Consider the following 24,871-nt stretch of genomic DNA (forward strand, 5'->3'; position numbering starts at 1 on the left):
CCCCCACGGATATCGGGCTTGCCCGATATCCGCATCCTGAGCGCTCAAGTCGGGCAAGCTCGACTTGAGGTGGGAAAGGGTGCGTCACACAGCCTATTGGTCCACTCCTGAACCTCATCCTGAGGTGCTGAGCGTCAGCTCAGCCTCGAAGGAGGGCTTCAGGGATCGCACAGATATCTGGAGGGCTCGCTCAAAGCCCTCCGCTTCGCTCCGGCACCTCAGGATGAGGGGAGGAGCGGGATCGGCGGCACCTTGGCCGTCACGCTTCAAGGTCGAGACGATGAACGCACCCGTCCGCCCCACTCCCCAAGTGGCCCCCTACGACGTCCAGGCGATCCGGAAGGAATTTCCGATCCTCTCGGAAAAAGTCTACGGCAAGCCGCTGGTCTATCTCGACAACGCGGCCTCGTCGCAGAAGCCGAAGGCGGTGATCGACGCCATGGTCTCGTGCATGCAGACCGGCTACGCCAACGTCCATCGCGGCCTGCACTACATGGCCAATGCCGCCACCGAAGGCTTCGAGGGCGCGCGCGAGACCACGCGCCAGTTCCTCAACGCCGCCTCGACCGACGAGATCATCTTCACCCGCAACGCCACCGAGGCCTACAACCTCGTCGCCTCCGCGATGGGGCAGGCCGGGCTGATCGGGGAGGGGGACGAGATCATCCTCTCGATCATGGAGCACCACTCCAACATCGTCCCCTGGCATTTTCTGCGCGAGCGGCGCGGTGCGGTGATCAAGTGGGCGCCGGTGGACGACGAGGGCAACTTCCTCGTCGAAGAATACGAAAAGCTCTTCACCCCGCGCACCAAGATGGTTGCGATCACCCATATGTCGAACGTGCTCGGCACGGTGACGCCGGCCGAGGAGATCGTGCGGATCGCCCACGCCCACGGCGTGCCGGTGCTGCTCGACGGGGCGCAGAGCGCCGTCCACCGGGCGGTGGATGTGCAGGCGCTCGACTGCGATTTCTTCGTCTTCACCGGCCACAAGGTCTACGGGCCGACCGGCATCGGCGTGCTCTACGGCAAGAAGGAGTGGCTGGAGCGGCTGCCCCCCTACCAGGGTGGCGGCGAGATGATCCGTACCGTCAGCCAGGACGCGATCACCTACAACGACCCGCCCCATCGCTTCGAGGCGGGCACGCCGGCGATCATCGAGGCGGTGGGCTTAGGGGCCGCGCTCGAATTCATGATGAAGCTCGGGCGCGACCGGATCGAAGCGCACGAGGCGGCGCTGACGGCCTACGCGCAGGAGCGGCTCGGCGCGATGAACGCGCTGACCCTTATCGGGAAGGCGAAGGACAAGGGCGGCGTCATCGCCTTCGAGATGAAGGGCGCGCACGCGCATGACGTAGCCACCATCATCGACCGGCAGGGCGTGGCGGTGCGGGCCGGCACCCACTGCGCCATGCCGCTGCTCAACCGCTTCGGCGTCACCTCGACCTGTCGCGCCTCGTTCGGCCTGTATAATACGACCGACGAGATCGACGCGCTGGCCGAGGCGCTGACCAAGGCCGAGATGCTGTTTTCATAAAAGTTCGGCCGCGGGGCCCGGGGCCCCGCTGGCCGGAGGAGTGATCCGATGAGCGCAGACGCCACCATCACCGGCGGCACCAACGCCCCCGCCCTCGCGGCGGCCCAGGCGATTCCGCCGGAGGAGATCGACCGCCTGACCGACGACATCGTCGCGGCGCTGAAGTCGGTCTACGACCCCGAGATCCCCGCCGACATCTACGAGCTCGGCCTGATCTATCGCGTCCAGATCGAGGACGACCGGCGCGTGCTGATCGACATGACGCTCACCGCCCCGGGCTGCCCGGTGGCCGGCGAGATGCCGGGCTGGGTCGAGAACGCGGTGACCGCGGTGCCGGGCGTGCAGTCCTGTCAGGTCACCATGGTGTTCGACCCGCCGTGGGACCAGAGCCGCATGTCCGACGAGGCTCGCGTCGCGCTCGATATGTGGTAGCGCGTCACCGCGGTGCGCGGCCCGGCTCGAAGACGACGTCCTCGTAGATGTCGGCGAGCGCCAGCCGCGCGCCGATGGCGGGTAGTTCGATCACGGCGTCAGGCGCTTCAAAACTCTCTTCCAGCCATGCCTCGTCCTCGCGGCGATAAAGGACAGCGCTGGAAAAGCGTGTCTCGACGAGCAGGATATAGGCAAGGGTGGGGTGGCGCCGGTACTCGTCGAGTTTGCGGAACCGATCGATGTTCGTCGTGGAGGGCGATAGTACCTCTACGACGAGACGCGGCGAGCGATTCTCGTAGGTATCGCGGACGAGTTCGCCGCACTCCACCGTCACGTCGGGCCGCCGGATCGTAGCGATGCTGGTACGCAGGGCGACGTCGTCGGTAGTTGGGCGACAGCCGCTCCCGCGCAACTGAGTGTGAAGCGCGGCGATGATGTTCACGGTCGCGCGGTCGTGCTGAACGCTCGCACCGGTCATCATCTTAACGTGAGGGACCGGCACGCCGTCGACGAGTTCGTAGAGCCCATCCTGGGCCAACTGCCATTCGAAGAACTCTTCCGGCGTCATCCGCCGCCGCGCAGGATCAGCCATCGCACCCCTCCGTGACCGGTTGAGCATAGCACGCCCGAATGCGTGCCGCGCGGGCCGCCCTCCGGTGGACCCTCGCCCGGCGAATGCTTATCTTCGAGACACCCAAAAGGACTCACCCGCCCGGGCCTTGAACCCGGCCGCAGGAGAGAGAGCACGATGTCAGGTTTCAAGGTGATCTCGCTGACCGACCGCGCGGCGGAGCGGGTCAAGGCGATCATGGCCGATGCCGAGCGCCCCATCGCGGGGCTTCGCGTCGGCGTGAAGAACGGCGGCTGCGCCGGCATGTCCTACACGATGGAATATGCCGAGGAACGGAAGGCCGGCGAGGACGTGATCGAGGACCGCGGCGTGACCGTGTTCATCGATCCCAAGGCGGTGCTGTTCCTGCTCGGCACCGAGATGGACTTCCAGACCACCAAGCTGTCGTCGCAGTTCGTGTTCAACAACCCGAACCAGACCTCGGCCTGCGGCTGCGGCGAGTCGGTGGCGATCACGCCCGCCACGCCGGACCGGCTGCAAGCGGCGGTTTGATCGGATTCTCCCGCCCATCCCCTCATCCTGAGGTGCTGCGCAGCAGCCTCGAAGGAGGGCTCCAGAAGTCGCCGAGCGAACTGGAGCCCTCCTTCGAGGGCGACGCTTCGCGCCGCCACCTCAGGATGAGGGGATGGGTGGGAGAGGCGGAGCTTATGCCTCCGCGATCCCGTCGAAGGCCAGGCACAGATGGCGCGGCCCCCGCAGCGAGGCGCCGGGGCGGTAGGGCGGCGGGTCCTCGACGAGGCGCGGGTTCTTCAGCCGCTTCGCCAGCGCGACGAGGGCGACTTCGGCCTCGATCCGGGCGAGCGGCGCGCCGACGCAGTAATGCAGGCCGCCGCCGAAGCCGAGATGGCGGTTGTCGGGCCGGTCGGGGTCGAAGCGGTCGGGATCGGCGAAGCGGTCCGGGTCGCGGTTGCCGGATGCCAGCAGCAGCACGACGGGGGCGTCCTTCGGAATCGTCACGCCCGCGATCGGAATGTCGGCCACCGCGAGCCGCGTGCGGTACTGGACCGGCGGCTCGTAGCGCAGCATCTCCTCGATCAGGCGCGGCGCGACGGCCGGATCGTCGCGCAGCCGCTGCCAGTGCTCGGGAAAGCGCAGCAGCGTCAGCACGCTGTTGGTGATCAGGTTCACCGTGGTCTCGTGGCCGGCGACCAAGAGCAGCACCGCGGTGGCGATCAGGTCGAAATCGTTCATCCGCTCGGTGTCGTCGTCGCCCGATTCACTCCCATTCGCCAGATCCGTGAGGATGTCGTCCTGCGGCTCGTCGCGCTTCTTCTTGATCAGGTCGCGCAGAAAATCCGAGATCTCGGTGAAGCACTGCTCGTTCTTGGCCTGCGTCTCCTCATCGGCGCGCTGGTTCGGTTCGAGCGCGGTGGCGAGCTGCGTCGCCCAGCCCTGGAATTGCGGCTCGTCCTCGGGGGGCACGCCGAGCAGCTTGCAGATCACCGTGACGGGCAGCGGGTAGGAGAAGTCATCGACGAGATCGATGCGGGCCTTGCCCGCGAATTTTTCGATGAGTTCGTTGGTGAGATCGGTGGTTTCCTCGCGCATCCGCCGCACCCGTTCGGGCGAGAAGGCGCGCATCACGAGGCCGCGCAGGCGGTCGTGGTCGGGCGGATCGCGGAAGATGAAGGGCTGGTGGCGCCGCCGGATCTCGGCGCGGATCGGGCGGATGAACAGGTCGGTGATCGGGTGCCCGGTCCAGCGGAATTTTTGCGGGTCGGGCAGGTCCTCGGAGCTGATGCGCGGGTCGGAGACGAGGCGGGCGATCTCCGCGTGCGTGCTGACGACCCACGTGCCGTCCTCCTGCCGACAGACCGGCTGGCGCCGCAACTCGGCGAAGAGCGGGTAGGGGTTCGCCCGGTTGTCGGGGTCGAGCACCTGCTCGAACAGCGTGGTGCAGCTCACGTCACGGTTCCTTGATGCGCAGGCGTGGCTGGTCGATGGCGTCCGAAATCGGCGGGAACGGCGCGCGCTCGCGGATCGCCGCCGCGTAGGCCGGGAGCCAGCGGGCGCTGTCGATCGAGGCCGCCGCGACCGTGCGGCCGTCCCGCCCGTAGAGCGCCACGAGGCGCCGTTCCTCGGGCGAGCCGTGGACGATGGCGAAGCCGTCGGCCCCCTCGGTGAGGCCGACGAGCTTGATCGTCAGCCCGAATTGCTGCGACCAGAAATCCGGCAGGTGGTCGTGCCGCGTCAGCCCCGCGGCGGGGCCGGCCAGCATGTTGCGCGCCGCGGCCTTCGCCTGGGCGCGGGCGTTGCCCCAGTGCTCGACGGCGACCAGCGCCTCGTCCCCGTGCGGGTTCGGCCAGCGGGCGATGTCGCCCGCCGCGAACACGTCCGGGACGATGTCGCCGTTGGCGCGCAGCACCCGGCAATAGCCGTCGCAGAGCACGCCGCCCTCGTCCGCGGCGAGGCCGGAGCCTTCGAGCCATTCGACGTTGCGCAAAGCGCCGATGGCCACGACGACGAGATCGGCCTCGATCCGCTCGCCGTCCCTCAGCGCCACGCCGGTCAGCCGCCCGCCCTCGGATTCCATGCTCTCGATCTCGGCCCCGAGGCGCAGATCGACGCCGCGTTCCCGCGCGATCTCGCCGACGAGGCCGCCGAGGCGGGGTCCGAGCGCGGCTTCGAGCGGCTGGCCGTCGCGCACCAGAACGGTGACCGGGATGTCGAGGTCGCGGCAGGTCGAGGCGACCTCGAAGCCGATGAAGCCGCCGCCGACGAGGACGACGCGCCGCGGCTCCGCCCTCAGCCGGGCCGAGAGTTTTTCCGCGTCGTCGCGGTTGCGCAGGGTGAACACGCCGTCGAGCGCGGCCTCCTTGGGCTTCGACCAGGGCCGGGCGCGGGTGCCGGTGGCGATCAGCAGGCGGTCGTAAGCGAGCGTGGTGCCGTCGCCGAGGCTGACCGTGCGGGCGTCGAGGTCGAGGCGGTTTGCCGGCGTGCCGAGGCGGAACTCGGCGTTCAGGTCGGGATGGCGGGGCAGGGTGGTGTCGGGCGAAAACAACCCGCGCAGCACCTGCTTCGACAGCGGCGGTCGGTCGTAGGGGGCGTGCCTCTCGTCGCCGACCAGCGTCAGCGACCCGGCAAAACCCTCGGCGCGTAGCGCATGGGCGGCGGAGAGGCCGGCGAGCGAGGCGCCGACGACGACGATCCGCTCCGGCACTTTGCTCACTTCGCCTCTCCGGCTGCATCCGGATCGGCGGTGATGGCCCGCACCGGGCAGGCATGGACCGCCCGCTCGATCTCGGCGCGGGCCGCCTCGTCGGGGGAGGGGTCGTAGATCAGGGCCTCGCGCCCCTGCAGCACGAAGTGCCGCGGCGCCGCGTAGACGCACTGGGCGTAGCCCTGGCAGCGGTTGAGATCGACGACGACCTTCATGCGCGGTTCGTCCGGCTCCGGGAGCAGGGTGGATGGCCTCATGCAACGCCGCGCGCGGCCGATTGTCCCCGCCGCGCGCCCGGCGTTTTGACGCAAGCTAGGGCGCAGAAGGGGCTCCACCATGCCGCCGCTCCGGCGCCAGCCCCTCGCGGGCGAGCGCCGAGGCGCCGCGGAGCGCCGCCCAGGCGCCCATCGCCGATCCGCCGTAGCGCTCGATTCCGGCCCGGCGGAGGATCAGCGCCGAGAGCAGGGCCTTGGGGGCGTTGGTCAGCAGCATGCCGAGGCTCGGGTCCGGTAGCCCGTATTTTCGCGAGACGTAGGCGCGCGACCACGCCTGATGCCAGCGCGTCCGAAACGTGCGGCCGGGCTCCGGCGCGGAGGAGCGTCCGCGTCCATGCAGGGCCACCGCGTCGTGGACGTGGATCAATGCGCGGCCGGCATCGATGACCCGGCGGCAGAGGTCGTCGTCCTCGTAGAACAGGAAGATCTCTTCATCGAACCCGCCGAGATCGAGGAAGAACGTCCGTTCGACCATCAGGCAGGCGCCCGACAGGAACGGGGCGCAGGCGTCGCCTTCGGGGAGCGCGCGCACGCCCTTCGGGTTGGTGAGGTAGGGGGCGAGCAGCGAGCGCGGCTGATAGAAGAAGCGCCCGTCCGGCTCGTGGATGCGCGGGGCGAACAGGCCGGCGTCGGGCCATGTGCGCGCGGCCGCCGTCAGCGCGGCGGCGGCGCCGGGCTGGAGGATCAGGTCGGGGTTGAGGATCAGGACGTGGGACGTGCCTGCTGCGCGCACCCCGATGGTGTTGGCGCGGCCGTAGCCCTCGTTGCGGGGGGGTTCGATCACCTGCGCGCCGTGCGCCCGCGCCACCGCGACGGAGGCGTCGCGGCTGGCGTTGTCCACGACGATCGTTTGGACGCCCTCGCGGGTGAGGGCGGCGAGGCAGTCGGGCAGGGCGCTGGCGCTGTCGTGGGCGACGACGATGGCGGTGAGGGTCACGGCCTATGAAACCCGCGCTGCCACAACCCTCCCCCCTCTGCGGGGGAGGGTGGCCCCCGAAGGGGGTCGGGAGAGGGGAGCGACGCTTCAGGAGATCGCTGGACGAGTGCGGCCAAGCGGAAGCGTCGCGCTGCCCCTCTCCCGCCCGCTCCGCGGGCACCCTCCCCCGCGGAGGGGGGAGGGTTCGGTGACAGCCTCACCCCTTCTTCTCGGGCAGGTTCAACCGAATATGCAGCTCGCGCAGCTGCTTGGGCGTCACCTCGGCGGGGGCGCCCATCATCAGGTCCTCGGCGCGCTGGTTCATCGGGTAGAGCACGACCTCGCGGATGTTCGGCTCCTCGCACAGCAGCATGACGATGCGGTCCACCCCCGGTGCGATGCCGCCGTGCGGGGGCGCGCCGAGCCGCAGGGCGTTCAGCATGCCGCCGAATTTTTCTTCGAGCACGTCGCGGCCGTACCCGGCGATGGCGAACGCCTTCTCCATCACGTCGGGGCGATGGTTCCGGATCGCGCCCGAGGACAGCTCGATGCCGTTGCAGACGATGTCGTACTGGAACGCCTTGATCCCAAGAATTTCTTGGGAGTCTTCCTCGCCCAAGGCGAGGAAAGCGTCGCGGTCGTAGTTCGGCATCGAGAACGGATTGTGGGAGAAGTCGATGCGCTTCTCGTCCTCGTTCCACTCGTACATCGGGAAGTCGACGACCCAGCAGAATGCGAACTGGTCCTTATCGTACAGGCCCAGCTCGTCGCCGATGCGGATGCGCGCCTTGCCGGCGAGCCCGGCGGCCTTGGCCTCGGTCCCGGCGGCGAAGAACACCGCGTCACCCGCCTTGGCGCCGGCCTTCTGGGCGATGCGGGCCTGGATGTCGGCGGGGATGAACTTGGCGATCGGCCCCTTGCCGGTGAGCGCCCCGCCCTCCTCCTCGAACACGATGTAGCCGAGCCCCGGCGCGCCTTCCGAGCGGGCCCAGTCATTCAGCTTGTCGAAGAACGAGCGCGGCTGGCTCCCCGCCCCCGTGGCGGGGATCGCGCGCACGACGCCGCCCGACTTGATCACGCCCTTGAACGCCTTGAACTCGACCGCGTCCTCGCCGAACTCGGCGGTGACGTCGGCGATGATCAGCGGGTTCCTCAGGTCCGGCTTGTCGACGCCGTATTTCAGCATCGCGTCGGCGTAGGTGATGCGCGGGAACTCCTTGGTGACCCGCTTGCCGTTCGCGAACTCCTCGAACACGCCGCGCAGCACGGGTTCGACCGCCTGGAACACGTCTTCCTGCGTGACAAAGCTCATCTCGATGTCGAGCTGGTAGAACTCGCCCGGGGAGCGGTCGGCGCGGGCGTCCTCGTCGCGGAAGCACGGGGCGATCTGGAAGTAGCGGTCGAAGCCCGCGATCATCGTCAGCTGCTTGAACTGCTGCGGGGCCTGCGGCAGCGCGTAGAATTTTCCGGGATGGACGCGGGACGGGACCAGATAATCGCGTGCACCTTCGGGGCTCGACGCCGTGAGAATGGGCGTTTGAAATTCGAAAAAACCGCCCTCGCGCATGCGGCGGCGGAGCGAATCGATGATCGCGCCGCGCTTCATGATGTTGGCGTGCAGCTTCTCGCGGCGCAGGTCGAGGAAGCGGTACTTGAGCCGCGTCTCCTCCGGATATTCCTGGTCGCCGAACACCTGCAGCGGCAGTTCGCCCGCGGGCCCTAGCACTTCGAGGTCGTCGATGTAGACCTCGATCGCGCCCGTCGGCAGCTCGGCGTTCTCGGTGCCGGCGGGACGGGTGCGGACGCGCCCGTCGATGCGGATCACCCACTCGGAGCGGGCGGTCTCGGCGGCCTTGAACGCCTTGGAATCGGTGTCGATCACGCACTGCGTCAGGCCGTAATGGTCGCGCAGATCGATGAAGAGCACGCCGCCGTGGTCGCGGATGCGGTGGCACCAGCCGGACAGGCGGACGGTGCCGCCGACGTCGGACGGGCGAAGCGCCCCGCAGGTGTGGGTACGGTAACGGTGCATGGCGGGCTCTTGAGAATGAGGCCGGCACCATTCACGGGGAGGGGGGGAAGTCAAGGATAAGCGGTTTCTCCGCCGGCTTTCCCGTCCTCCACACCGTCATTCCGGGGCCGCGCAGCGGAACCCGGAATCCACGACTGGCCGCGACAGTTCGATTGCGACCGGGCACCGCGCATCACGGGTGGATTGCACGCCTCCGGCGCGCCCCTTCGGGTCCGGGTTCGCCTGCGGCGCCCCGGAATGACGGTGGTGGTTTGAAGACGGACGTCACAGCCGCGGGTCGAGCGCGTCCGACAACCCGTCGCCGAGGCGGTTGAGCGCCATCAGGGTCACGACGAGGAAACCCGCGGGCGCCGCCAGCATCCACGGCGCGGCCTCCAGGGCCCGCGCCCCTTCCGCGATCAGCACGCCCCAACTCGTCGCCGGCTCCTGCACGCCGAGGCCGAGGAACGACAGGAAGCTTTCCAAGAGAATCACCCGCGGCACCAAGAGGGTCGCGGCGGCGATGATCGGCCCGAGCGTGTTCGGCACGGCGTGGCGCACCAGCACCGCCCCGGTGCCCGAGCCCAGCGCATAGGCCGCGCGGATAAAGTCGCGGCTCTTGAGACTCAGCGTCTGGGTGCGGACGATGCGGGCCATGTCGAGCCATTCGACGGCGGCGACCGCCACCAGCACCAGCCACAGCCCGGCGCGGAAGAACACCAGCAGCACGATGACGAAGAACACGAACGGCAGGGCGTAGAGGATATCGACCACCCGCATCATCAGGGCGTCGAGCCCGCCGCCGATGAGGCCGGAGACCGCGCCGTAGGCCACCCCCAGCGACAGGGCGACGAGGGTCGCGACGAGGCCGATCAGCAGCGAGACCCGGCCGGCGACGAGGCAGCGGGTGAGGAGGTCGCGCCCGAGCATGTCGGTGCCGAGGAGGAAGTGGAGCCGCCGCACGGGCGCCTCGACCACCAGTTTTTGGCCGTCGGGCGAGCGCTCCACGATGGTTGCGGGCCCGAACAGGTCGGAACGGGGCAGGAGGACGAGGTTGCGCGGGTCGATGGGTTTGGACGCGGTGAGCGTCAGGCGGACTTGTCCGCCCTCCCGGTGCATCTCGGCGAGCGTGACGCGCATGCGCTGGGCGAGGCGGTCGAGGGCCGGGCGGATCTCGTCGGGCGTCGGGTGGGCGGCAAGGCTCGGGCGCGTGCGGACGAAATCGGGATAGATCCGCTCCGGCGCGTGGCCGGTGAGGAACGGGCCGATCAGGCAGGCGAGCGTGATGGCGAGGAGCGCGATCAGCGCAGCCACGGCACCGCGGTCGCGGGCCAGCCGCCGACGGGCCAGCGCGGTGAGCGAAGCGCTCATGCGGCCCTCATGCGCGGGTCGAGCCATGCGGCGATGAGGTCGGCGATGAGGTTGAAGGCCAGCACCAGCACGGCCACCAGCACCACCGTGCCCATCACCAGCGTGTAGTCGCGGTTGAGCGCCCCATCGACGAAGTAGCGGCCGATGCCGGGCAGGCCGAAGATGGTCTCGACCACGACCGAGCCGGTCATCAGCCCGGCGGCGAGCGGCCCGAGCGTCGCCACGACCGGCAGCAGCGCGCCGCGCAGGGCATGGCGGGCGACGCGGGCGCGGGAGAACCCCATGGCGCGCTGCGTGCGGATGTGGGGCTGCACCAGCACCTCGGCGAGCGACGCGCGGGTGAGCCGGGCGATGCCGGCGGCGTGGGGCAGCGCCAGCGTGATCACCGGCAGGACGAGATTCTGCGGGGCGCCCCCGCCCCAGCCGCCGACGGGGAGCCACGCCAGCCCCAAGCCGAAGCCGATCTGGAGGAGCGGTGCGATCACGAAGTTCGGCACGGCGAGCCCGAGCGAGGCGACGAGGCCGACGAACCGGTCGGCGAGCCCGCCGCGGCGGAAGGCGGCAAGGCTCCCGAGGGCGAGGCCGAGAGTGAGCGCCAGCACGAGCGCCAGCGCCCCGAGCGTCGCCGAGACCGGCAGGCCGCGGGCGAAGAGATCGGCGACGGTCAGGTCGCGGAAGCTGAAGGAGGGGCCGAGATCGCCCCGCGCGAGACCGGCGAGATAGCGAAAAAACTGGACGGGCAGCGGCGCGTCGAGGCCGTAGAGCCGGCGCAGGTTCTCTATCGCGGCGGGCGGCAGCGGGCGCTCCAGATCGAACGGGCCGCCGGGGGCGAGCCGGATCAGGAAGAAGCTGCCGGCAATCACGAGGAACAGGGTCGGCAGGCTTTGGGCGAGCCGGCGCAGGAGGAGGGCGGTCACGCGGCGCGCTCCCGTGGCGGGGAGCGAACAGGACTGGACGCCTCTCCTCCCCCTTGTGGGGAGGAGGTAGGAGGTGGGGGTGGTGCAGAATGCGGCGTCACGGTGCCTTCTGCACCACCCCCACCCCTGACCCCTCCCCACAAGGGGGAGGGGAACGCGCTGTGGTCCGTCATGCGTCGAGCCGGAGGTAGCGGGTGGGGGCGGCGTTGCGGATGTTCTCGTGGACGCCGTGCAGGCGCGGCGCGATCAGCGCCTTCGAGCGGTAATGCAGCACCGGAATCCAGGGCAGTTCGTCGAGCACGATCTTTTCCGCCTCGAACAGCATCCGGGCGCGCGCGCCCACGTCGCGCTCTTGCGCCGCCTGCGTCAGCAGCCTGTCGAACCGCGGATTCGACCACCGCCCGGCATTGAACCCGTCGTTGCCGGTGCGGAGCAAAAACAAGAAGTTCTGCGGGTCGGAATAGTCGGCGATCCAGGACATGCGGGCGAGGTCGAAATCGCCGCCGTCGCGCAGATAGGCGAAGTGGGTCTTGGCGTCGGTGGCGACGAAGCGCGTCGTCACGCCGATGCCGCGCCAGACGTCGGCCAGCGCGATGGCGGTGTTGCGGTTGTTGTCGGTGACGTTGAAGCGATACTCGACGCGCAACGGGTTCCTGGGGCCGAACCCGGCCTCGGAGAGGAGCCGCAGCGCCTGCTCCTCGCGGTCGATCGGGCCGTCGTCGCGGCCGGGCAGGAGCGGAGAGGGCAGCGCGTTGTCAAGGCCCGGTGGGCAGAACGAATAGGCCGGCGCCATGGTCTCGCCCCAGACGGCGGCCGCTAAAAACTCCCGGTCGATGGCGAGCGAGAGCGCGCGGCGCACCCGCACGTCGTCGAAGGGTTTTTTGCGCGTGTTGATCCCGATCGCCATGAGGCCGAGGCCCGGCCCGAGCCGCACCTGCGGGCCGAACCGCTGCTTCAACGAGGTGATCTGGTCGGCGGGAAGGTCGGCGAGCGAATCGATCTCGCCCGCCGCATAGCGGCGCACGGCCGCGGCGAGGTCGGGGGTCGGTATGAAATCGACCCGATCGATCGCGATCGCGCCCGCGTCGCGGTGGTGCGGGTTCTTTCGCAGGCTGATGCGGTCGTTGGGCACCCAGTCGATCAGGGCGTAGGGGCCGTTGGTGACGGCCCGGCCCGGCCGGGTGAAGCCGTCGCCCCATTGCGCGAGCGAGGGGCGGTGGACCGGGAGCGCGGTCTGGTGGGTCAGGAGTTCGAGCAGGTAGGGCACCGGCTCGGCCAGCGCGATCTCGACGGTGGCGGGATCGGGGGCGGACACGCCGAGCGTCTCCGGCGGGGCCTGCCCGGCATTGACGGCCGCCGCGCCGCGGATCGGGAACAGCACCTCGGCGTATTTGGCCCCCGTCTTCGGATCGAGGATGCGGCGCAGGGAATGCAGGAAGTCCTCGGCCGTGACCGGGTCGCCGTTCGACCAGCGCCCGTTGGGGCGTAAGCGGAAGCGATAGGTCAGGCGGTCGTCGGAGATCGTCCAGCGCTCGGCGGCGCCGGGGACGATGGCGCCGTAATTGTCGTAGGTGAGCAGCCCCTCGTAGAGATCGCGCAGGATATGCGCCTCGGCCACGGTCGAGGTCTTGTGCGGGTCGAGCGTCTCCGGGTCGGCGTCGTTGCCGCGGCGGTAGACGGGGGCGCCCGCCGCGCGCACGGGCCACACGAGGCCGGCGGCGAGCGCCGCGCCTCCCTGCAGCCAGCGGCGGCGGTCGGAGCGCATCTGGGCGTCAGGCGCCGGTCTCGGCGACGAGCCCGGCCGCCTCGATGCCGGCGAGGGCGCAGATCTCGTCGTTGTCCGAGGTGTCGCCGGAGATGCCGACGGCGCCGAGCAGCCTGCCCGCGCCGTCGCGGATCAGCACGCCGCCCGCCACCGGCACCAGGGCATCGGGCCCGACGAGATGGCTCACCGCGGCGACGAAGTGGGGCTGCTCCTCCGCCCGCTTGGCGATGGCGCGCGAGCCGAGGCCGAGCGCCAGCGCCCCGTTGGCCTTGCCGCGGGCGATCTCGGCGCGGCGCAGGGAGGTGCCGTCCTCCGCGGCCAGGCACTTGAGGGCGCCGCGGGCGTCGTAGACCACGACCGCGAGCGGCTTCAGGTTTCGCGCGCGGGCGGTCTCGAGGGCGGTCGCCACGAGGGTCTGGGCGGCGGCGAGCGTCAGGTCGGTCATGTCGGTCAATCCTCGGCGGGTCCGCCCACGACATGCACCGGAGAGGCGGGCCGCGCCAAGCGGCGGGACCGGCGATCCGGCGCGATCGTCAGCGGTTCGCGGCGGCGCTGTCGCGCGCGCCGAACTCTGGCTATGGCTTTGCGACGCGACAGCCTCGCCCTCCCGCTCCCGGCCCGAACGTTCCGTGACCTTCTCCGCCGCCCCGGTCCTGGCCTCCGACGCCCGACGCTTCCCGGTCCGCTACGTCTATTCCCAGGCCCCGCAGCCGATGGGGCGGACCCTGCGGCGCTCCGCGCCCGATCAGGATTTCTCCGACCTCGCCCCCTTCGTGACCGATCCCTTCCTCGCCCCGGCCCTCGCCTACAAGGTCGCCAGCCTGGACAAGGGGTTCCTGCTGATCGAGGCTGGCAGCGGGTTCCTGCTGATCGAGGCTGGCAGCGACGGCGTCGTCTTCGCCGAGGACGGCCGCTACCTGAAGGAGACGGCGCAGTTCTCGACCCGGGACTACCGGCGCTACGATCTCGCGACGCTCAGGGCGCAGGCGCAGACGATCGACGAGGAGGTGTTCCTCGGGATCGATCCGGGCTGGACGAACTACTATCACTGGATGGTCACCGCCGTCGGGCGCATGATGATCCACGACCGCGTCTTCGACGACCGCAGACGGGTCGTCGTGGCCGACTTCGCCCATCGCAGCGCCCATCCGGGACGCCATCCGCCGGGCTTCGCCCGGGCCGTCTGGGACCAGACCCTGCACGCGTCCGGGGTGGCGCCGCGCCTCCTGCCGCTCAAGGACGGCGTCTACCGGTTCCGGCGCCTCGACGTGGCGTGGCTCGACTATCCGCAGCCCGCCTTCCTGGCCTGCCTCCATCCGTTCCAGAGCGCCATGCGCGCGCTGCGCCGCCGCATCCTCGCGGCGGAGCCCCCCCGCGGGAGCCTGCTCGCCCGCGCCGCGCGGGCGATCCGGGGCGCGGCGGGCGCGCCGGCGAAGGGCGGTCGCCACATCCTGGTCCGCAAGGATGCGGACCGCCTGCCGGATTACGCCGACGCGGTGGTGCGGGCCCTGCAGGAGCGCCGGGGCTTCACGCTCATCCGCCCGGAAGAACTCGATTTCTGCCGCCAGGCCGCCCTGTTCTCCGAGGCCGAGATCATCGTCTCCCCCCACGGCGCCGGCCTGACCAACCTCGTGCTCGGTGGCCCGCAGTTGAGGGTGATCGAGCTGAACATGAGGATCAGGAGCAACACCTACATCAGGCCGTGGTTCTACCTGATCGCCGACGGATGCGGGTCCGGCGCGACCGGCGTCGGGCCTCGGCCCCGCTCCGGCGGAGGCGACAGCCTTGCCAAGCGCGGGGTTCCGGTACACCAAACCTCGGGGTGTCGGGCGCTGCCGCGGGGCGGAACGCCCGAGGGAGCCCGTCGGCCTTGCGCGCCCGGACGGGCTGCACCACACGAAACGAAGCGGGTGTCATGCGCTACGGAACCATCAAGAAGGTCCTCGTCACCGGGGGGGCGGGCTTCCTCGGCTCGCACCTGTGCGAGCGGCTGATCGCGCAGGGCCACGAGGTTCTGTGCGTCGACAACTTCTTCACCGGCGCCCGCCGCAACGTCGCCCACCTGCTCGACGACCCGAACTTCGAACTGCTGCGCCACGACGTGACGTTCCCGCTCTACGTCGAGGTGGACGAGATCTACAACCTCGCCTGCCCGGCCTCGCCGGTGCATTACCAGTTCGACCCGGTGCAGACGACGAAGACCTCCGTCCACGGCGCGATCAACGTTCTGGGGCTCGCCAAGCGGGTGAAGGCCACCGTGCTCCAGGCCTCGACCTCGGAGGTCTACGGCGACCCGGAAGTGCATCCGCAGGCGGAGGAATATTGGGGCCGCGTCAACCCGATCGGCTTCCGCTCCTGCTACGACGAGGGCAAGCGCTGCGCCGAGACGCTGTTCTTCGACTACCACCGCCAGCACAAGGTGCCGATCAAGGTGGTGCGCATCTTCAACACCTACGGGCCGCGCATGCACCCCAACGACGGGCGCGTGGTCTCGAACCTGATCGTCCAGGCGCTCAAGGGCGAGGACATCACCCTCTACGGCGACGGTCAGCAGACCCGCTCGTTCTGCTACGTGGACGACCTCATCGAGGCGATGATGCGGATGATGGCGACCGGCCCCGAGGTGACGGGCCCGATCAACATCGGCAATCCGGGCGAGTTCACGATCCGCGAGCTGGCCGAAGCCGTCATCGACCTCACCGGCTCGAAGTCGAAGCTCGTCCACCGGCCGCTGCCGCCGGACGATCCGCGCCAGCGCCGGCCGGACATCACCAAGGCCCAGGCGGTGCTGGGCTGGGAGCCGACCATCGCGCTGCGCGAGGGCCTGACCAAGACGATCGGGTATTTCGACGCCTACCTCGCCTCCGAGCCGAAGGAAGGTTAGTCGCCGGGCCGTCCCACCCCACCCCCTCATCCTGAGGTGCTGCGCAGCAGCCTCGAAGGAGGGCTCCAGTGTATCGCGCGATCCCTGGAGCCCTCCTTCGAGGCCGCTGCGCGGCACTTCAGGACGAGGGGGGTGGATGGGAGTGACCGGGTCCACCCGCCCGCGACCGAAGGCCGTTTGACCCGGCCCCCTCGCTTGAATTATGAATTCAAAAAGGCCGGCAACGGCCGGCGAGAGGGGAGGCCCGGTTGGGCGCGAGCGCGAAACCGGCGGCGAGTCCGCGGGCGACGGTCCGCAATGCGGCGGGGCTGCCCCGCAAGCTCGCGGAGGTGCTGCGGGGCGAGGCGCGCTTCGACGCCTTCACCCGCGGGCGCTACGCGACCGACGCCTCGATCTACCAGATCATGCCCGCGGGCGTGGTCTTCCCCAGACACGCCGATGACATCGCCGCGACCCTGAAGGTCGCGGCCGACCACGATCTGCCCGTGATCCTGCGGGGTGGGGGCACCTCGCAGAACGGGCAGCCGATCGGCTCCGGTCTCGTGGTCGATTGCTCGCGCCACTTCAACGCCGTGAAGGACTACGACGCGGCGGCCGGCACGGTCACGGTCGAGCCCGGCCACGTGCTGGAGCGGCTGAACGCTCGGCTCAAGGCCGACGGCTGGTTCTTCCCCGTCGAGCCCTCGACCGCGACCCGCTGCACCATCGGCGGCATGGCCGGCAACAATTCCTGCGGCGCCCGCTCCCTGCGCTACGGCAAGATGAGCGACAACATCCTCGCCATGGAGGCGCTGTTCCACGACGGGCGCGCCTTCGGCTTCGGGCTCACCGGCAACGAGGCGCAGGCCGTCACCGGCGGCCCCCGCGCCGACGACTTGGCCCGCCGGATGCTCGCGCTGGCCGACGCGCACCGCGACGAAATCGAAAAAATGTATCCGCGGGTGCAGCGGCGGGTCGGCGGCTATAACCTCGACAGCTTGATCGAGCCGCGGCCGAACCTCGCCCATCTCCTCGTCGGCTCGGAGGGGACGCTGGCCGCCACCACCTCGGTGACGCTCAAGCTCTCGCGGCTGCCCACGCACCGGGCCATGGGCGTGTGCCACTTCCCCTCGTTCCGCGCCGCGATGGAGACGACGCGCCACATCGTCGATCTCGATCCCGTCGCGGTCGAACTCGTGGACAACAACGTGCTGGTGCTCGGCGCCGACATCCCGCTGTTCCGCACCACGCTCGCCGACATCACCAGGGGCCAGCCGAACTGCCTGCTGCTCGCCGAGTTCGCGGGCGACGATCTCGCCGCGCTGAAGCAGGAGTTGAAACGCCTCGACCAGTGCATGGCGGACCACGGCTTCCCCGACGCCGTGGTCGAGGTGGTCGAGCCCAACCGCCAGAAGGCGGTGTGGGAGGTGCGCGAGGCCTGCCTCAACATCATGATGTCGATGAAGGGCGACCGGAAGCCGGTCTCGTTCATCGAGGATTGCGCCGTCCCGCTGGAGCATCTGGCCGACTACACCGACGCCGTCACCGAGGTGTTCTCGAAACACGGCACCCGCGGCACGTGGTACGCCCACGCCTCCGTCGGCTGCCTGCACGTGCGCCCGATCCTCAACATGAAGGACGGGGGCGACGTGGCGACCATGCGCGCCATCGCCGAGGAGACGGCGGAACTCGTGCGCCGCCACAAGGGCTCGTATTCGGGCGAGCACGGCGACGGCATCTCGCGCTCCGAGTTCGTCGAGCCCCTGTTCGGCGCGAAGCTGACCCGCGCCTTCGAGGCGGTGAAGGACGATTTCGACCCCGACAACCGCCTGAACCCCAACAAGATCGTCCGCCCGCTCAAGATGGACGACCGCTCGCTGATGCGCTTCGCCCCCGGCTACGCGGTGAGCGAGCCGGCGCGGACCGCGCTCGACTGGTCCGACTGGGGCGGGTTCGGCCCCGCGGTCGAGATGTGCAACAACAACGGCACCTGCCGGAAGCTCGCGGGCGGGGCGATGTGCCCGTCCTACCGCGCGACGAAGGACGAGCAGCACCTCACGCGGGGCCGCGCCAATTCCTTACGCCTCGCCATCTCCGGGCAGCTCGGCCAGGACGCGTTCCTGTCGCCGGAGATGAAGCGCACGATGGACCTGTGCGTCTCCTGCAAGGCCTGCCGCCGGGAATGCCCGACCGGCGTCGACATGGCCAAGATGAAGGTCGAGTTCCTGCACCATTACCACGCCCGGCACGGCCTGCCGCTGCGCGAGCGACTGGTCGCCGAGATGCCGCGCTTCGCCGGCATCGCCGCCGCTTTGGCGCCGCTGCTCAACCTGCGCAACCGCTACGCCCCGCTCGCCAAGTTCGGCGAGCAGCGCCTCGGCTTCTCGGCCCGGCGCTCGCTGCCGGCGTGGCGCCGGCCCTGGCGCGAGAGCGGCGAGCCGGCCCACCCCTCCGACGTGACGGGCGAGTTCCGCGACATCGTCCTGTTCGGCGACACCTTCAACCGCGCCTTCGAGCGCGAGAATCTGGAAGCCGCCGAGCGGGTGCTGAGCGCGGCGGGCTACCGCCTGCACCGGGTGCTGGCGCATTCGGGCCGGCGCCCGCTCTGCTGCGGCCGCACGTGGCTCGCCTCCGGCCAGACCGACCGGGCGCGGGAGGAGGCGCGCCGCACCCTCGACGCGCTGCTGCCCTTCGTGCGGGCCGGCGCCCGCGTGGTGGGGCTGGAGCCCTCCTGCCTCCTCACCTTCCGCGACGAGTTCTTGTCGCTGCTGCCGGGCGACGAGGCCAAGACCCTGGCGCAGAGCGCGCTGCTGTTCGAGGAACTGCTGGCCGCCGACCTCGCGGCGGGGCGGATCAGTCTGCCGATGAAGGACCAGGGGGGCCGCGTCGCCCATCTGCACGGCCATTGCCACCAGAAGAGCTTCGGGGCGATGGGGTCCGTCGAGACGGTGCTGCGCCACGTGCCGGGGCTCGATGTGCGGGTCATCGAATCGAGCTGCTGCGGCATGGCCGGGGCGTTCGGCTACCGCGCCGACACGATCGACGTGTCCTTCGCCATGGCCGAACTCTCGCTGTTCCCGGCGCTCCGCAAGGCGGGCCCCGACGACCTCGTCGTCGCCGACGGCACCAGTTGCCGCCATCAGATCCATGACGGGTTGAAGCGCGAGGCGATCCACGTCGCCCGCGTTCTGGATGCTGCTCTGGCCTGACCCGCGGCCCTGCGGCGCGGGGCGGAACGACGGGGCCGGCCCCCGGTTGTCGCGGCATTCCATCAAGGACCTGCGATGACCGATCCCCTCACAAAGTACCCGCGCCCGCCCTTCCCCGAGCAGCCTCAGAGCTTTCCGGGCAAGACGCCGAAGATGCAGCCCGAGCCGGACCACGGCGAGGAGAGCTATCGGGGCGCGGGCAAGCTCGACGGCAAGGCCGCGCTGATCACCGGCGGCGACAGCGGCATCGGCCGGGCGGTGGCCATCGCCTATGCCCGCGAGGGCGCGGACGTCGCCATCGCCTACCTGCCCGAGGAGCAGGCGGATGCCGAGGCCGTGGGCCAGTGGATCGAGCGGGCGGGCCGCCGCGCCCTGCTGCTGCCCGGCGACATCAAGGACGCCGCCTTCGCCCGCGAAATCGTGGAGCGCACGGCGCGTGAATTCGGCCGCCTCGACGTGCTGGTGAACAACGCCGCGTTCCAGGAGCCGAACCGGGGCCTCGACGCGCTCGACGACGAGACGTTCGAAAAACACTTCCGCACCAACGTGTTCGGCGCGTTCTACGCCACCAAGGCCGCGCTCGCGCATCTGCCGCCGGGCGGCAGCGTGATCTTCACCTCCTCGGTGAACTCGAAGCATCCGATGCCGACCCTGATGGCCTACAGCGCCACTAAGGGCGCGCTCAGCAACATGGTGCTGAGCCTGTCGCAACTGCTCGCCGAGAAGGGCATCCGCGTGAACGGCGTGCTGCCGGGCCCGATCTGGACGCCGTTCATCCCCTCCGGGATGAGCCAGGATGCGGTGAAGACGTTCGGGAGCCAAGTCCCCTTCAACCGCCCCGGCCAGCCGGCCGAGCTGGCCTCGGCCTACGTGATGCTGGCGGCTGAAGAGAGCAGCTACACCTCGGGCGCACTGATCACGGTCGCAGGCGCGATGCCAGTGCTGTGAGGTCGTAGGATCCCAAAGGACAAGTCCTTTGGCGGGGCGCCGGGGCAGAGCCCCGGCATCCCTTCAAACCAGGGCTCTGCCCTGGACCCGCGAAAGGACGTAGTCCTTTCGAAACCTTGGACTTTTCAGCCCTTCGGCCAGCGGGTTTGGAGGGTGGCGAGCATGTCGACCGCGTCCTGGGAGATGCCGGCCTCGCGGGCGGCCTGGAGGGCGGGGTCCTCCGAGCGCGGCTCGGCGGGCCTCGCCTCGAACTGGCGGCGGTGGGCGTGGTCGAGGATGTCGGCGATGCGACCGCCGACCGCGACCGCGATCGTCGTCGAATCCGGCCCCTCCGAGCGGTGGACGTGCATCCGCTCCAGCGCGTCGGCGATCTGGCGCTCGAAGGCCTGGAACAGCTCGCTCGCCGCCCGCGGGTTCATCCGCATCAGCGCCGCGGCGGCCGCGCCGTAGGTCTCCTTGAGCATGTAGAGCGTCAGCCGCTCCACCGCCCGGTCGTCCTCGTCCGTCGGCTTGTCCGCCATGCCGCCTGTCCCGTCTCCGCGTCCGGCCCCATTGTAACCCTTACGCCAGGCCGTCCTATCCCGCCCGATCCTTCGGTAGGAGAAAGTGGAAACAGTTTCGATCGCCTGGGGGTTGCGGCGGGCCGGCCCGCATCGACCGGAGCAGGCGGCGACCCCGCCGCTCGCTGGGGGAGCGGCGGGGCGTGTCGTGTTCCGCACGACGGAGCCGATACGCAACGCGGCTCGACAGGGACCATGCCCGGTTCCGGTTAGCCGGCCCTCAAGGCTGCGCTTGCGCCGCGGTCCCGGAATGGGATCGACTCACCCCGGCTCCCCGGCGGGCCGGGCGAAGACGAGGCGCTGGTAGACGAGGCCGATGCCGATCAGGCAGGCGCCGAGGCCGAGGAAGGACAGCGCCCGCAACGGCCCCTCCAGCCCGGCGAGATCGAACAGGAACGCCTTGAGCGTCGCGAGCCCGACCAGCCCGGCCGAGGCGAGGCGGGCGAGCGTCGAGCCGCGGCGGATGCCGACGGCGAGGGCCACGAGGCCCAGCACCAGCCACGCCGCCGAGTAGGCGTAGAATTCGGGTTGGCCGGTCTCCCGGTCGAGGCCGATCCGCTCGCCCTGGAAGCCGTGGCGCACAGTCAGGCACGTGCCGAGGAAGGCGAGGCCGAGGCCGAACAGCCCTGCGGCCCGCACGAACCAGAGCGGGCGGCGCCCCTGGGAGGCCCGCGCCAGGGCGAGCGCCGCGAGCGCGGGCGCGCCGTAGGCCAGCACGATGTCGTTGAGGACGAGGCCGCCCGCCACCGGCTCGTCGGTGAGCGCCGGGTTGGCCGCCAACCCCAGGCCGAGCGCCCCCTGGAAGAGCGCGAGCGCGGCGAAGGCGAGGCCGCCGAACCGGATCACCGGCGAGGCGGCCGCGCCCGAGACGCGCCCCAGCACCAGGGAGAAGCCGAGGGCGGAGAGCGTCGTCAGCCCCTGCTCGACGAGACTGGTATCGGGCGCCGCGAGGTCGCCGCCGTGCAGCGCGTGGCGGATCTGGAGGAACACCAGCAGGCCGGCGAGCACGAGGCTCACCGCCTGCGCCACCTGTTCCGGCACATCCGGCGCGCCGCGGCGGATCACGTGGGCCGCGAGGCCGAGGCACAGGGCGGGCAGGCCGTAGGCGATGAGCAGCCCGTTGAGGATCGGCGTCGCCGACAGGCCGGGGCCGGTCAGCAGCGGGTCCCAGGCGAGCCGCCCCGCCACCAGGGCCGCGAGGCCGGCGACGCACCAGCGCAGAGCCGGGATGTCGAGGCGCCGGGCGATCAAGCCGGTCGCCAGCGCCGCACCCGCGAGCGCCGGGGTCAGCGAGCCGCCCGCCAGCGCGAAGACGAGCCCGAGGCACAGCGCCGCCACGGCGGCGGAAGCGAAGGCGCCGAGCCCGAGGACGAGGGCCGGGGACGGCGTGCCCTCGCCCTGGCGGCGGAAGGTAGCGGCGATCCCGCAGAACCCGGCGGCCAGCGCGCCCGCGGCGGCGGCGAAGCCCGGCGCGATCCCGCCGTCGGACAGGCGCAGATACGACATCGCCAGGGCGGCGAGCGGCCCGAGGCCGGCGCCCGCCGCGGTGGCGAGGGCGGTGGCGTAGGGCAGGCGGCTGCCGCCGAGGAGGCGCAGCGTCCCGGCGCCCGCGACGAGGGCGGCGGCCAGAACAGCGAACCACGGCAGGGCGCCGGCCGCATCGACGCCGTGCCACAGGCCGAGCGGGTCGAGCGCGGCCTCGCTCGCCTCCGGCCAGAGCGCGAGGACGCCCGCGAGCACCCCCGCCGCCACCGGCAGGCCGAGGGCGGCGGGAGCGGCCAAAAAGCCGGCGGCGGCGGGGAGCGCCACGGCCGCGAAGGCCGCCGCGATCCAGCCCGTCGTCGCGCCCTCCTCCGCGGTGAGGCCGAGCACCGCCCCGGCCACGAAGACGAAGGCGGCGAGCGCCGCACCGGCGAATCGGTCGAGGCGCGCGTCTTCGTCCGCCACGCCGCGCCCCGGCAGCACGGCGAGCACGAGGGCGGCGAGCGCGCCCTGCAGCACCAGATGCGCCTGCGCCGGCCCGGCCCCGGCGGCGTGCAGCGCCATCACCACCGACCACGCCGCCGCGCCGAGCCCGCCCGCGACGGCCAGCGCCCGCCAGCCCTTCAGCCACGCGAAGCCGTAGGCGCTGCCGGCCACCACGGGGAGATAGAGCGCGAGCGGCCACAGGCTGGCCGCGCCGCCGCCGACGAGGAGCGGCGTCGCCATGGCGCCGACGAGGCCGATGCCGGCGAGCGCCGGCCCGTGCAGCAGGGCCGCGGCCATGGCGGCGAGTCCCGTCGCGGCGAGCCCGGAAAAGGCGGCGAGCGGCCCGAGGAAGCCGTAGAGGGCGTGCGCCGCGTAGAGCGCGCCGAACAGGGCGACGGTGCCCGCGGCGGTGACGACCGCGGGCACGTCGGGCCAGTTCGGCGGAACCGGCGCCGCCCCGCGCAGGCGTCGGCGCAGAAACTCGCCCGCGGCGAGCAGCCCGAGCGCCAGCAGCACGGCGCCCGCGACCCGCACGCCCGGCCCGAAGAAGCCCCGCTCGATCGAGGTGCGCACCAGCAGCGCCGCCCCGAAGGCGAGCGCCAGCCCGCCGACCCAGACGGTCCAGCGGGTGCCGAAGCGTTCTTCGAGGGAGGGACGCGGCGCCGCCGGCCGTGGGGCCGGGGAGGCGATCTTGGGGGCGGTTTTGGGGGTTGGGTCCGGCGGGATCGGCACGGCGGCCTTTGCGGGCGCTTCCGCGGGCGGCGCCTCGGTCCGGATCGCGGCGCGTCCGGGATCGGCGGTCGCCTCCAGCCGGGCGATTCGGCGCTCCAGCGCGGCGATGCGCCCGCGCTGCCCCAGGGCGACGAGCAGCCCCGCGGGGCCGGCCACCGCCAGGGCGAGCCCGAGGAGGGCGAGGAGAAGGAAGAAGCTGTCGTCCATGGGCCCGGCCGTCCGGTTCGGGGAGGCCGCGAGCTTAGCGCAGTGTCCAGACGATGCGGGTGCGGCCCCTCACCGGCACAGCTTCAGCGCATGTAGACGAGATGCAGCCGGCTGCCCTCGCGCTCCACCACGGCGCAGGGCCGGTCGATCGCCAGCGAGGCGATCGAGAGGTGGACGGTGTCGGGCACGATCGCCGCCGGATCGACTTCGACATCGACCCCGTCGGGCGAAGAATCCCAGATCAGGCAACCAATCGAACCGGCGCTGTCGCCGGACGAAATCAGTCCTACCTTGAACGCGTCTTGAAGAAACAAATCACGGTCCATATGCATCATTGGTTAACTCCGCGACCGCAGCGGCTTCGAGGGTTAACTGTACGGTTACTCTCTTCCAAAATCACGCGGGAAATTTTCCATGGGCCGGCAAAAAACCCGTTGCATGGTGCGCGAGTTCATGAATGCGGCAAGCGCGTTTCTTATTCGTTCCATGTCAAATCTTTTGGTTGCATCCGGGCGGTGTTGAAGGCCATGGTGTTTCGCGCGGCGGCGGCGTGCGCCTTCGAGCGCCGTCCCGGAGGCTCATCCACGGCGAAGGTGGACCGGCCCGCCCGCGACGACTTGACCGGCCGCAAGCGCCGCCCCACGATCCGCCCCACGCGAAGAAGGTTTTAGAGGCGTGGCGACAGGCCGGTTGGCGAGCATCCCGTTCTTCAAGGAGCCGGGTGTCGATCTCACTCCCTACGAGACGCGCTGCCATTGGCGGCGCTTCGACGAGAACGAGACGCTCGTCGATTACGACGACATCTCGACCGACGTGTATTTCCTCGCCACCGGCGAGGTGCGCATCCTCAACCGCTCGCAATCCGGCAAGGAAGTGATCCTCGGCGAGATGCGCGCGGGCGCCTTCTTCGGCGAACTCGCGGCGCTGGACGGGATCGGCCGCTCGGCCAACGTCACGGCGCTGACCCGCGGCGAGGTCTGCGTCGTGCCGGCGACCGTGTTCCGCCAGATCGTGTTCGCCTCCGAATCCATCGCCGACCGGCTGTTCCGCCTGCTCGCCAAGCGCGTGCGCGAACTGAACACGCGGCTGATGGAGCACGCGCTGCTCGACCTGCGCCACCGCCTCTACGCCGAACTGCTGCGCCTCTCGGTGCCGCGGGCGGGACACGAGGGCGAGCGCGTGGTGACGCCGCCGCCCTACCACCACGTGCTCGCCGCCCGCATCGGCTGCCGCCGCGAGCAGGTGACCCGCGAGTTCACCGTGATGGCCGGCGAGGGCCTGATCGACCGCACCCGCGGCGCCCTCGTGATCCGCCGCCCCGACCTGCTGGAAGCGCGGGTGCAGGAGGCGTTGCGGGAAGACGCGTGAG

General features: G+C 70.7%; 21 protein-coding genes. 8 read left to right on the forward strand and 13 right to left on the reverse strand.

Annotation, left to right across the window (positions count from 1 at the left end; all coding sequences use genetic code 11):
- The first annotated feature begins 280 nt into the window (after nucleotides 1–280).
- Entirely contained in the window at nucleotides 281–1,537 is a 1,257-nt protein-coding gene (locus tag AAHG03_RS12975) for a cysteine desulfurase (RefSeq protein ID WP_342151085.1), read from the forward strand.
- Between the two features lie 48 nt (nucleotides 1,538–1,585).
- Nucleotides 1,586–1,969, forward strand: a complete 384-nt coding sequence (locus tag AAHG03_RS12980) for an SUF system Fe-S cluster assembly protein (protein WP_342151086.1) — start codon at nucleotides 1,586–1,588, stop codon at nucleotides 1,967–1,969.
- A 4-nt stretch (nucleotides 1,970–1,973) separates the two neighbouring features.
- Here the strand turns inward: AAHG03_RS12980 and AAHG03_RS12985 are convergent, their stop codons facing one another.
- Nucleotides 1,974–2,561, reverse strand: coding sequence for a Uma2 family endonuclease (locus AAHG03_RS12985; RefSeq protein WP_342151087.1), 588 nt, complete (start codon nucleotides 2,559–2,561; stop codon nucleotides 1,974–1,976).
- Between the two features lie 156 nt (nucleotides 2,562–2,717).
- On the opposite strand from AAHG03_RS12985, the gene AAHG03_RS12990 reads away from it, so the two are divergent.
- Complete coding sequence (locus AAHG03_RS12990; protein ID WP_342151088.1) at nucleotides 2,718–3,092, forward strand: HesB/IscA family protein; 375 nt, start codon at nucleotides 2,718–2,720, stop codon at nucleotides 3,090–3,092.
- 153 nt (nucleotides 3,093–3,245) lie between these two features.
- Here AAHG03_RS12990 and AAHG03_RS12995 read toward each other — a convergent pair whose 3' ends face one another.
- The 9 genes from AAHG03_RS12995 to AAHG03_RS13035 form a co-directional block, all read right to left on the reverse strand.
- A complete protein-coding gene (locus AAHG03_RS12995) occupies nucleotides 3,246–4,505 on the reverse strand; it encodes a cytochrome P450 (RefSeq protein ID WP_342151089.1) in 1,260 nt (419 codons plus the stop codon).
- 1 nt (nucleotide 4,506) lies between these two features.
- Nucleotides 4,507–5,769: an NAD(P)/FAD-dependent oxidoreductase gene (locus AAHG03_RS13000; protein ID WP_342151090.1), complete on the reverse strand. Its 1,263-nt coding sequence runs from the start codon at nucleotides 5,767–5,769 to the stop codon at nucleotides 4,507–4,509.
- Nucleotides 5,766–5,975: a ferredoxin gene (locus AAHG03_RS13005; RefSeq protein WP_342151234.1), complete on the reverse strand. Its 210-nt coding sequence runs from the start codon at nucleotides 5,973–5,975 to the stop codon at nucleotides 5,766–5,768. The genes AAHG03_RS13000 and AAHG03_RS13005 overlap by 4 nt, the downstream gene beginning before the upstream one ends.
- A gap of 97 nt (nucleotides 5,976–6,072) precedes the next feature.
- The gene (locus AAHG03_RS13010) at nucleotides 6,073–6,972 is read right to left on the reverse strand and encodes a glycosyltransferase family 2 protein (RefSeq protein WP_342151091.1); all 900 of its coding nucleotides are present in this window, start codon (nucleotides 6,970–6,972) and stop codon (nucleotides 6,073–6,075) included.
- Nucleotides 6,973–7,168: 196 nt separating this feature from the next.
- A complete protein-coding gene (gene aspS / locus AAHG03_RS13015) occupies nucleotides 7,169–8,983 on the reverse strand; it encodes an aspartate--tRNA ligase (RefSeq protein ID WP_342151092.1) in 1,815 nt (604 codons plus the stop codon).
- 264 nt (nucleotides 8,984–9,247) lie between these two features.
- Nucleotides 9,248–10,333: an ABC transporter permease gene (locus AAHG03_RS13020; RefSeq protein WP_342151093.1), complete on the reverse strand. Its 1,086-nt coding sequence runs from the start codon at nucleotides 10,331–10,333 to the stop codon at nucleotides 9,248–9,250.
- On the reverse strand, nucleotides 10,330–11,250 hold the full coding sequence (locus AAHG03_RS13025; protein ID WP_342151094.1) for an ABC transporter permease: 921 nt from the start codon (nucleotides 11,248–11,250) through the stop codon (nucleotides 10,330–10,332). The genes AAHG03_RS13020 and AAHG03_RS13025 overlap by 4 nt, the downstream gene beginning before the upstream one ends.
- A 169-nt stretch (nucleotides 11,251–11,419) precedes the next feature.
- Nucleotides 11,420–13,015, reverse strand: coding sequence for a peptide ABC transporter substrate-binding protein (locus tag AAHG03_RS13030; RefSeq protein WP_342151095.1), 1,596 nt, complete (start codon nucleotides 13,013–13,015; stop codon nucleotides 11,420–11,422).
- A gap of 7 nt (nucleotides 13,016–13,022) precedes the next feature.
- Nucleotides 13,023–13,460, reverse strand: a complete 438-nt coding sequence (locus AAHG03_RS13035) for a GlcG/HbpS family heme-binding protein (protein WP_342151096.1) — start codon at nucleotides 13,458–13,460, stop codon at nucleotides 13,023–13,025.
- A 184-nt stretch (nucleotides 13,461–13,644) separates the two neighbouring features.
- Here AAHG03_RS13035 and AAHG03_RS13040 point away from each other — a divergent pair, with 184 nt between their 5' ends.
- The 4 genes from AAHG03_RS13040 to AAHG03_RS13055 all read left to right on the forward strand — a co-directional run bounded on the left by AAHG03_RS13040 (nucleotide 13,645) and on the right by AAHG03_RS13055 (nucleotide 20,035).
- Entirely contained in the window at nucleotides 13,645–15,009 is a 1,365-nt protein-coding gene (locus AAHG03_RS13040) for a glycosyltransferase family 61 protein (RefSeq protein WP_342151097.1), read from the forward strand.
- Nucleotides 14,931–15,899 carry a UDP-glucuronic acid decarboxylase family protein gene (locus tag AAHG03_RS13045; protein ID WP_342151098.1) on the forward strand — a complete coding sequence of 323 codons (969 nt, stop codon included), beginning with the start codon at nucleotides 14,931–14,933 and terminating at the stop codon, nucleotides 15,897–15,899. The genes AAHG03_RS13040 and AAHG03_RS13045 overlap by 79 nt, the downstream gene beginning before the upstream one ends.
- A 248-nt stretch (nucleotides 15,900–16,147) precedes the next feature.
- Nucleotides 16,148–19,087: an FAD-binding and (Fe-S)-binding domain-containing protein gene (locus AAHG03_RS13050; RefSeq protein ID WP_342151099.1), complete on the forward strand. Its 2,940-nt coding sequence runs from the start codon at nucleotides 16,148–16,150 to the stop codon at nucleotides 19,085–19,087.
- A 75-nt stretch (nucleotides 19,088–19,162) separates the two neighbouring features.
- Nucleotides 19,163–20,035, forward strand: a complete 873-nt coding sequence (locus AAHG03_RS13055) for an SDR family oxidoreductase (RefSeq protein WP_342151100.1) — start codon at nucleotides 19,163–19,165, stop codon at nucleotides 20,033–20,035.
- A gap of 125 nt (nucleotides 20,036–20,160) precedes the next feature.
- On the opposite strand, the gene AAHG03_RS13060 is transcribed toward AAHG03_RS13055, so the two are convergent.
- From AAHG03_RS13060 to AAHG03_RS13070, 3 genes are all read right to left on the reverse strand, one after another.
- Nucleotides 20,161–20,556 carry a hypothetical protein gene (locus AAHG03_RS13060; RefSeq protein ID WP_342151101.1) on the reverse strand — a complete coding sequence of 132 codons (396 nt, stop codon included), beginning with the start codon at nucleotides 20,554–20,556 and terminating at the stop codon, nucleotides 20,161–20,163.
- A gap of 300 nt (nucleotides 20,557–20,856) precedes the next feature.
- Nucleotides 20,857–23,502: a DUF2339 domain-containing protein gene (locus AAHG03_RS13065; protein ID WP_342151102.1), complete on the reverse strand. Its 2,646-nt coding sequence runs from the start codon at nucleotides 23,500–23,502 to the stop codon at nucleotides 20,857–20,859.
- 83 nt (nucleotides 23,503–23,585) lie between these two features.
- Entirely contained in the window at nucleotides 23,586–23,837 is a 252-nt protein-coding gene (locus tag AAHG03_RS13070; RefSeq protein ID WP_342151103.1) for a hypothetical protein, read from the reverse strand.
- A gap of 340 nt (nucleotides 23,838–24,177) precedes the next feature.
- Between AAHG03_RS13070 and AAHG03_RS13075 the strand changes: the two genes are divergently transcribed.
- Nucleotides 24,178–24,870: a Crp/Fnr family transcriptional regulator gene (locus AAHG03_RS13075; RefSeq protein ID WP_342151104.1), complete on the forward strand. Its 693-nt coding sequence runs from the start codon at nucleotides 24,178–24,180 to the stop codon at nucleotides 24,868–24,870.
- The last annotated feature ends 1 nt before the right edge of the window (nucleotide 24,871 follow it).

This window comes from Methylorubrum subtropicum (genome assembly GCF_038442325.1).
Classification (GTDB): Bacteria; Pseudomonadota; Alphaproteobacteria; order Rhizobiales; family Beijerinckiaceae; genus Methylobacterium; species Methylobacterium subtropicum.

Excerpts from the sequence above, each read along its gene's own strand:
- AAHG03_RS12975 (WP_342151085.1), top strand. The coding sequence starts at position 281 with ATGAACGCACCCGTCCGCCCCACTCCCCAAGTGGCCCCCTACGACGTC.
- AAHG03_RS12980 (WP_342151086.1), top strand. The coding sequence starts at position 1,586 with ATGAGCGCAGACGCCACCATCACCGGCGGCACCAACGCCCCCGCCCTC.
- AAHG03_RS12985 (WP_342151087.1), bottom strand. The coding sequence starts at position 2,561 with ATGGCTGATCCTGCGCGGCGGCGGATGACGCCGGAAGAGTTCTTCGAA.
- AAHG03_RS12990 (WP_342151088.1), top strand. The coding sequence starts at position 2,718 with ATGTCAGGTTTCAAGGTGATCTCGCTGACCGACCGCGCGGCGGAGCGG.
- AAHG03_RS13005 (WP_342151234.1), bottom strand. The coding sequence starts at position 5,975 with ATGAAGGTCGTCGTCGATCTCAACCGCTGCCAGGGCTACGCCCAGTGC.
- aspS (WP_342151092.1), bottom strand. The coding sequence starts at position 8,983 with ATGCACCGTTACCGTACCCACACCTGCGGGGCGCTTCGCCCGTCCGAC.
- AAHG03_RS13020 (WP_342151093.1), bottom strand. The coding sequence starts at position 10,333 with ATGAGCGCTTCGCTCACCGCGCTGGCCCGTCGGCGGCTGGCCCGCGAC.
- AAHG03_RS13030 (WP_342151095.1), bottom strand. The coding sequence starts at position 13,015 with ATGCGCTCCGACCGCCGCCGCTGGCTGCAGGGAGGCGCGGCGCTCGCC.
- AAHG03_RS13035 (WP_342151096.1), bottom strand. The coding sequence starts at position 13,460 with ATGACCGACCTGACGCTCGCCGCCGCCCAGACCCTCGTGGCGACCGCC.
- AAHG03_RS13045 (WP_342151098.1), top strand. The coding sequence starts at position 14,931 with ATGCGCTACGGAACCATCAAGAAGGTCCTCGTCACCGGGGGGGCGGGC.
- AAHG03_RS13055 (WP_342151100.1), top strand. The coding sequence starts at position 19,163 with ATGACCGATCCCCTCACAAAGTACCCGCGCCCGCCCTTCCCCGAGCAG.
- AAHG03_RS13060 (WP_342151101.1), bottom strand. The coding sequence starts at position 20,556 with ATGGCGGACAAGCCGACGGACGAGGACGACCGGGCGGTGGAGCGGCTG.
- AAHG03_RS13065 (WP_342151102.1), bottom strand. The coding sequence starts at position 23,502 with ATGGACGACAGCTTCTTCCTTCTCCTCGCCCTCCTCGGGCTCGCCCTG.
- AAHG03_RS13070 (WP_342151103.1), bottom strand. The coding sequence starts at position 23,837 with ATGATGCATATGGACCGTGATTTGTTTCTTCAAGACGCGTTCAAGGTA.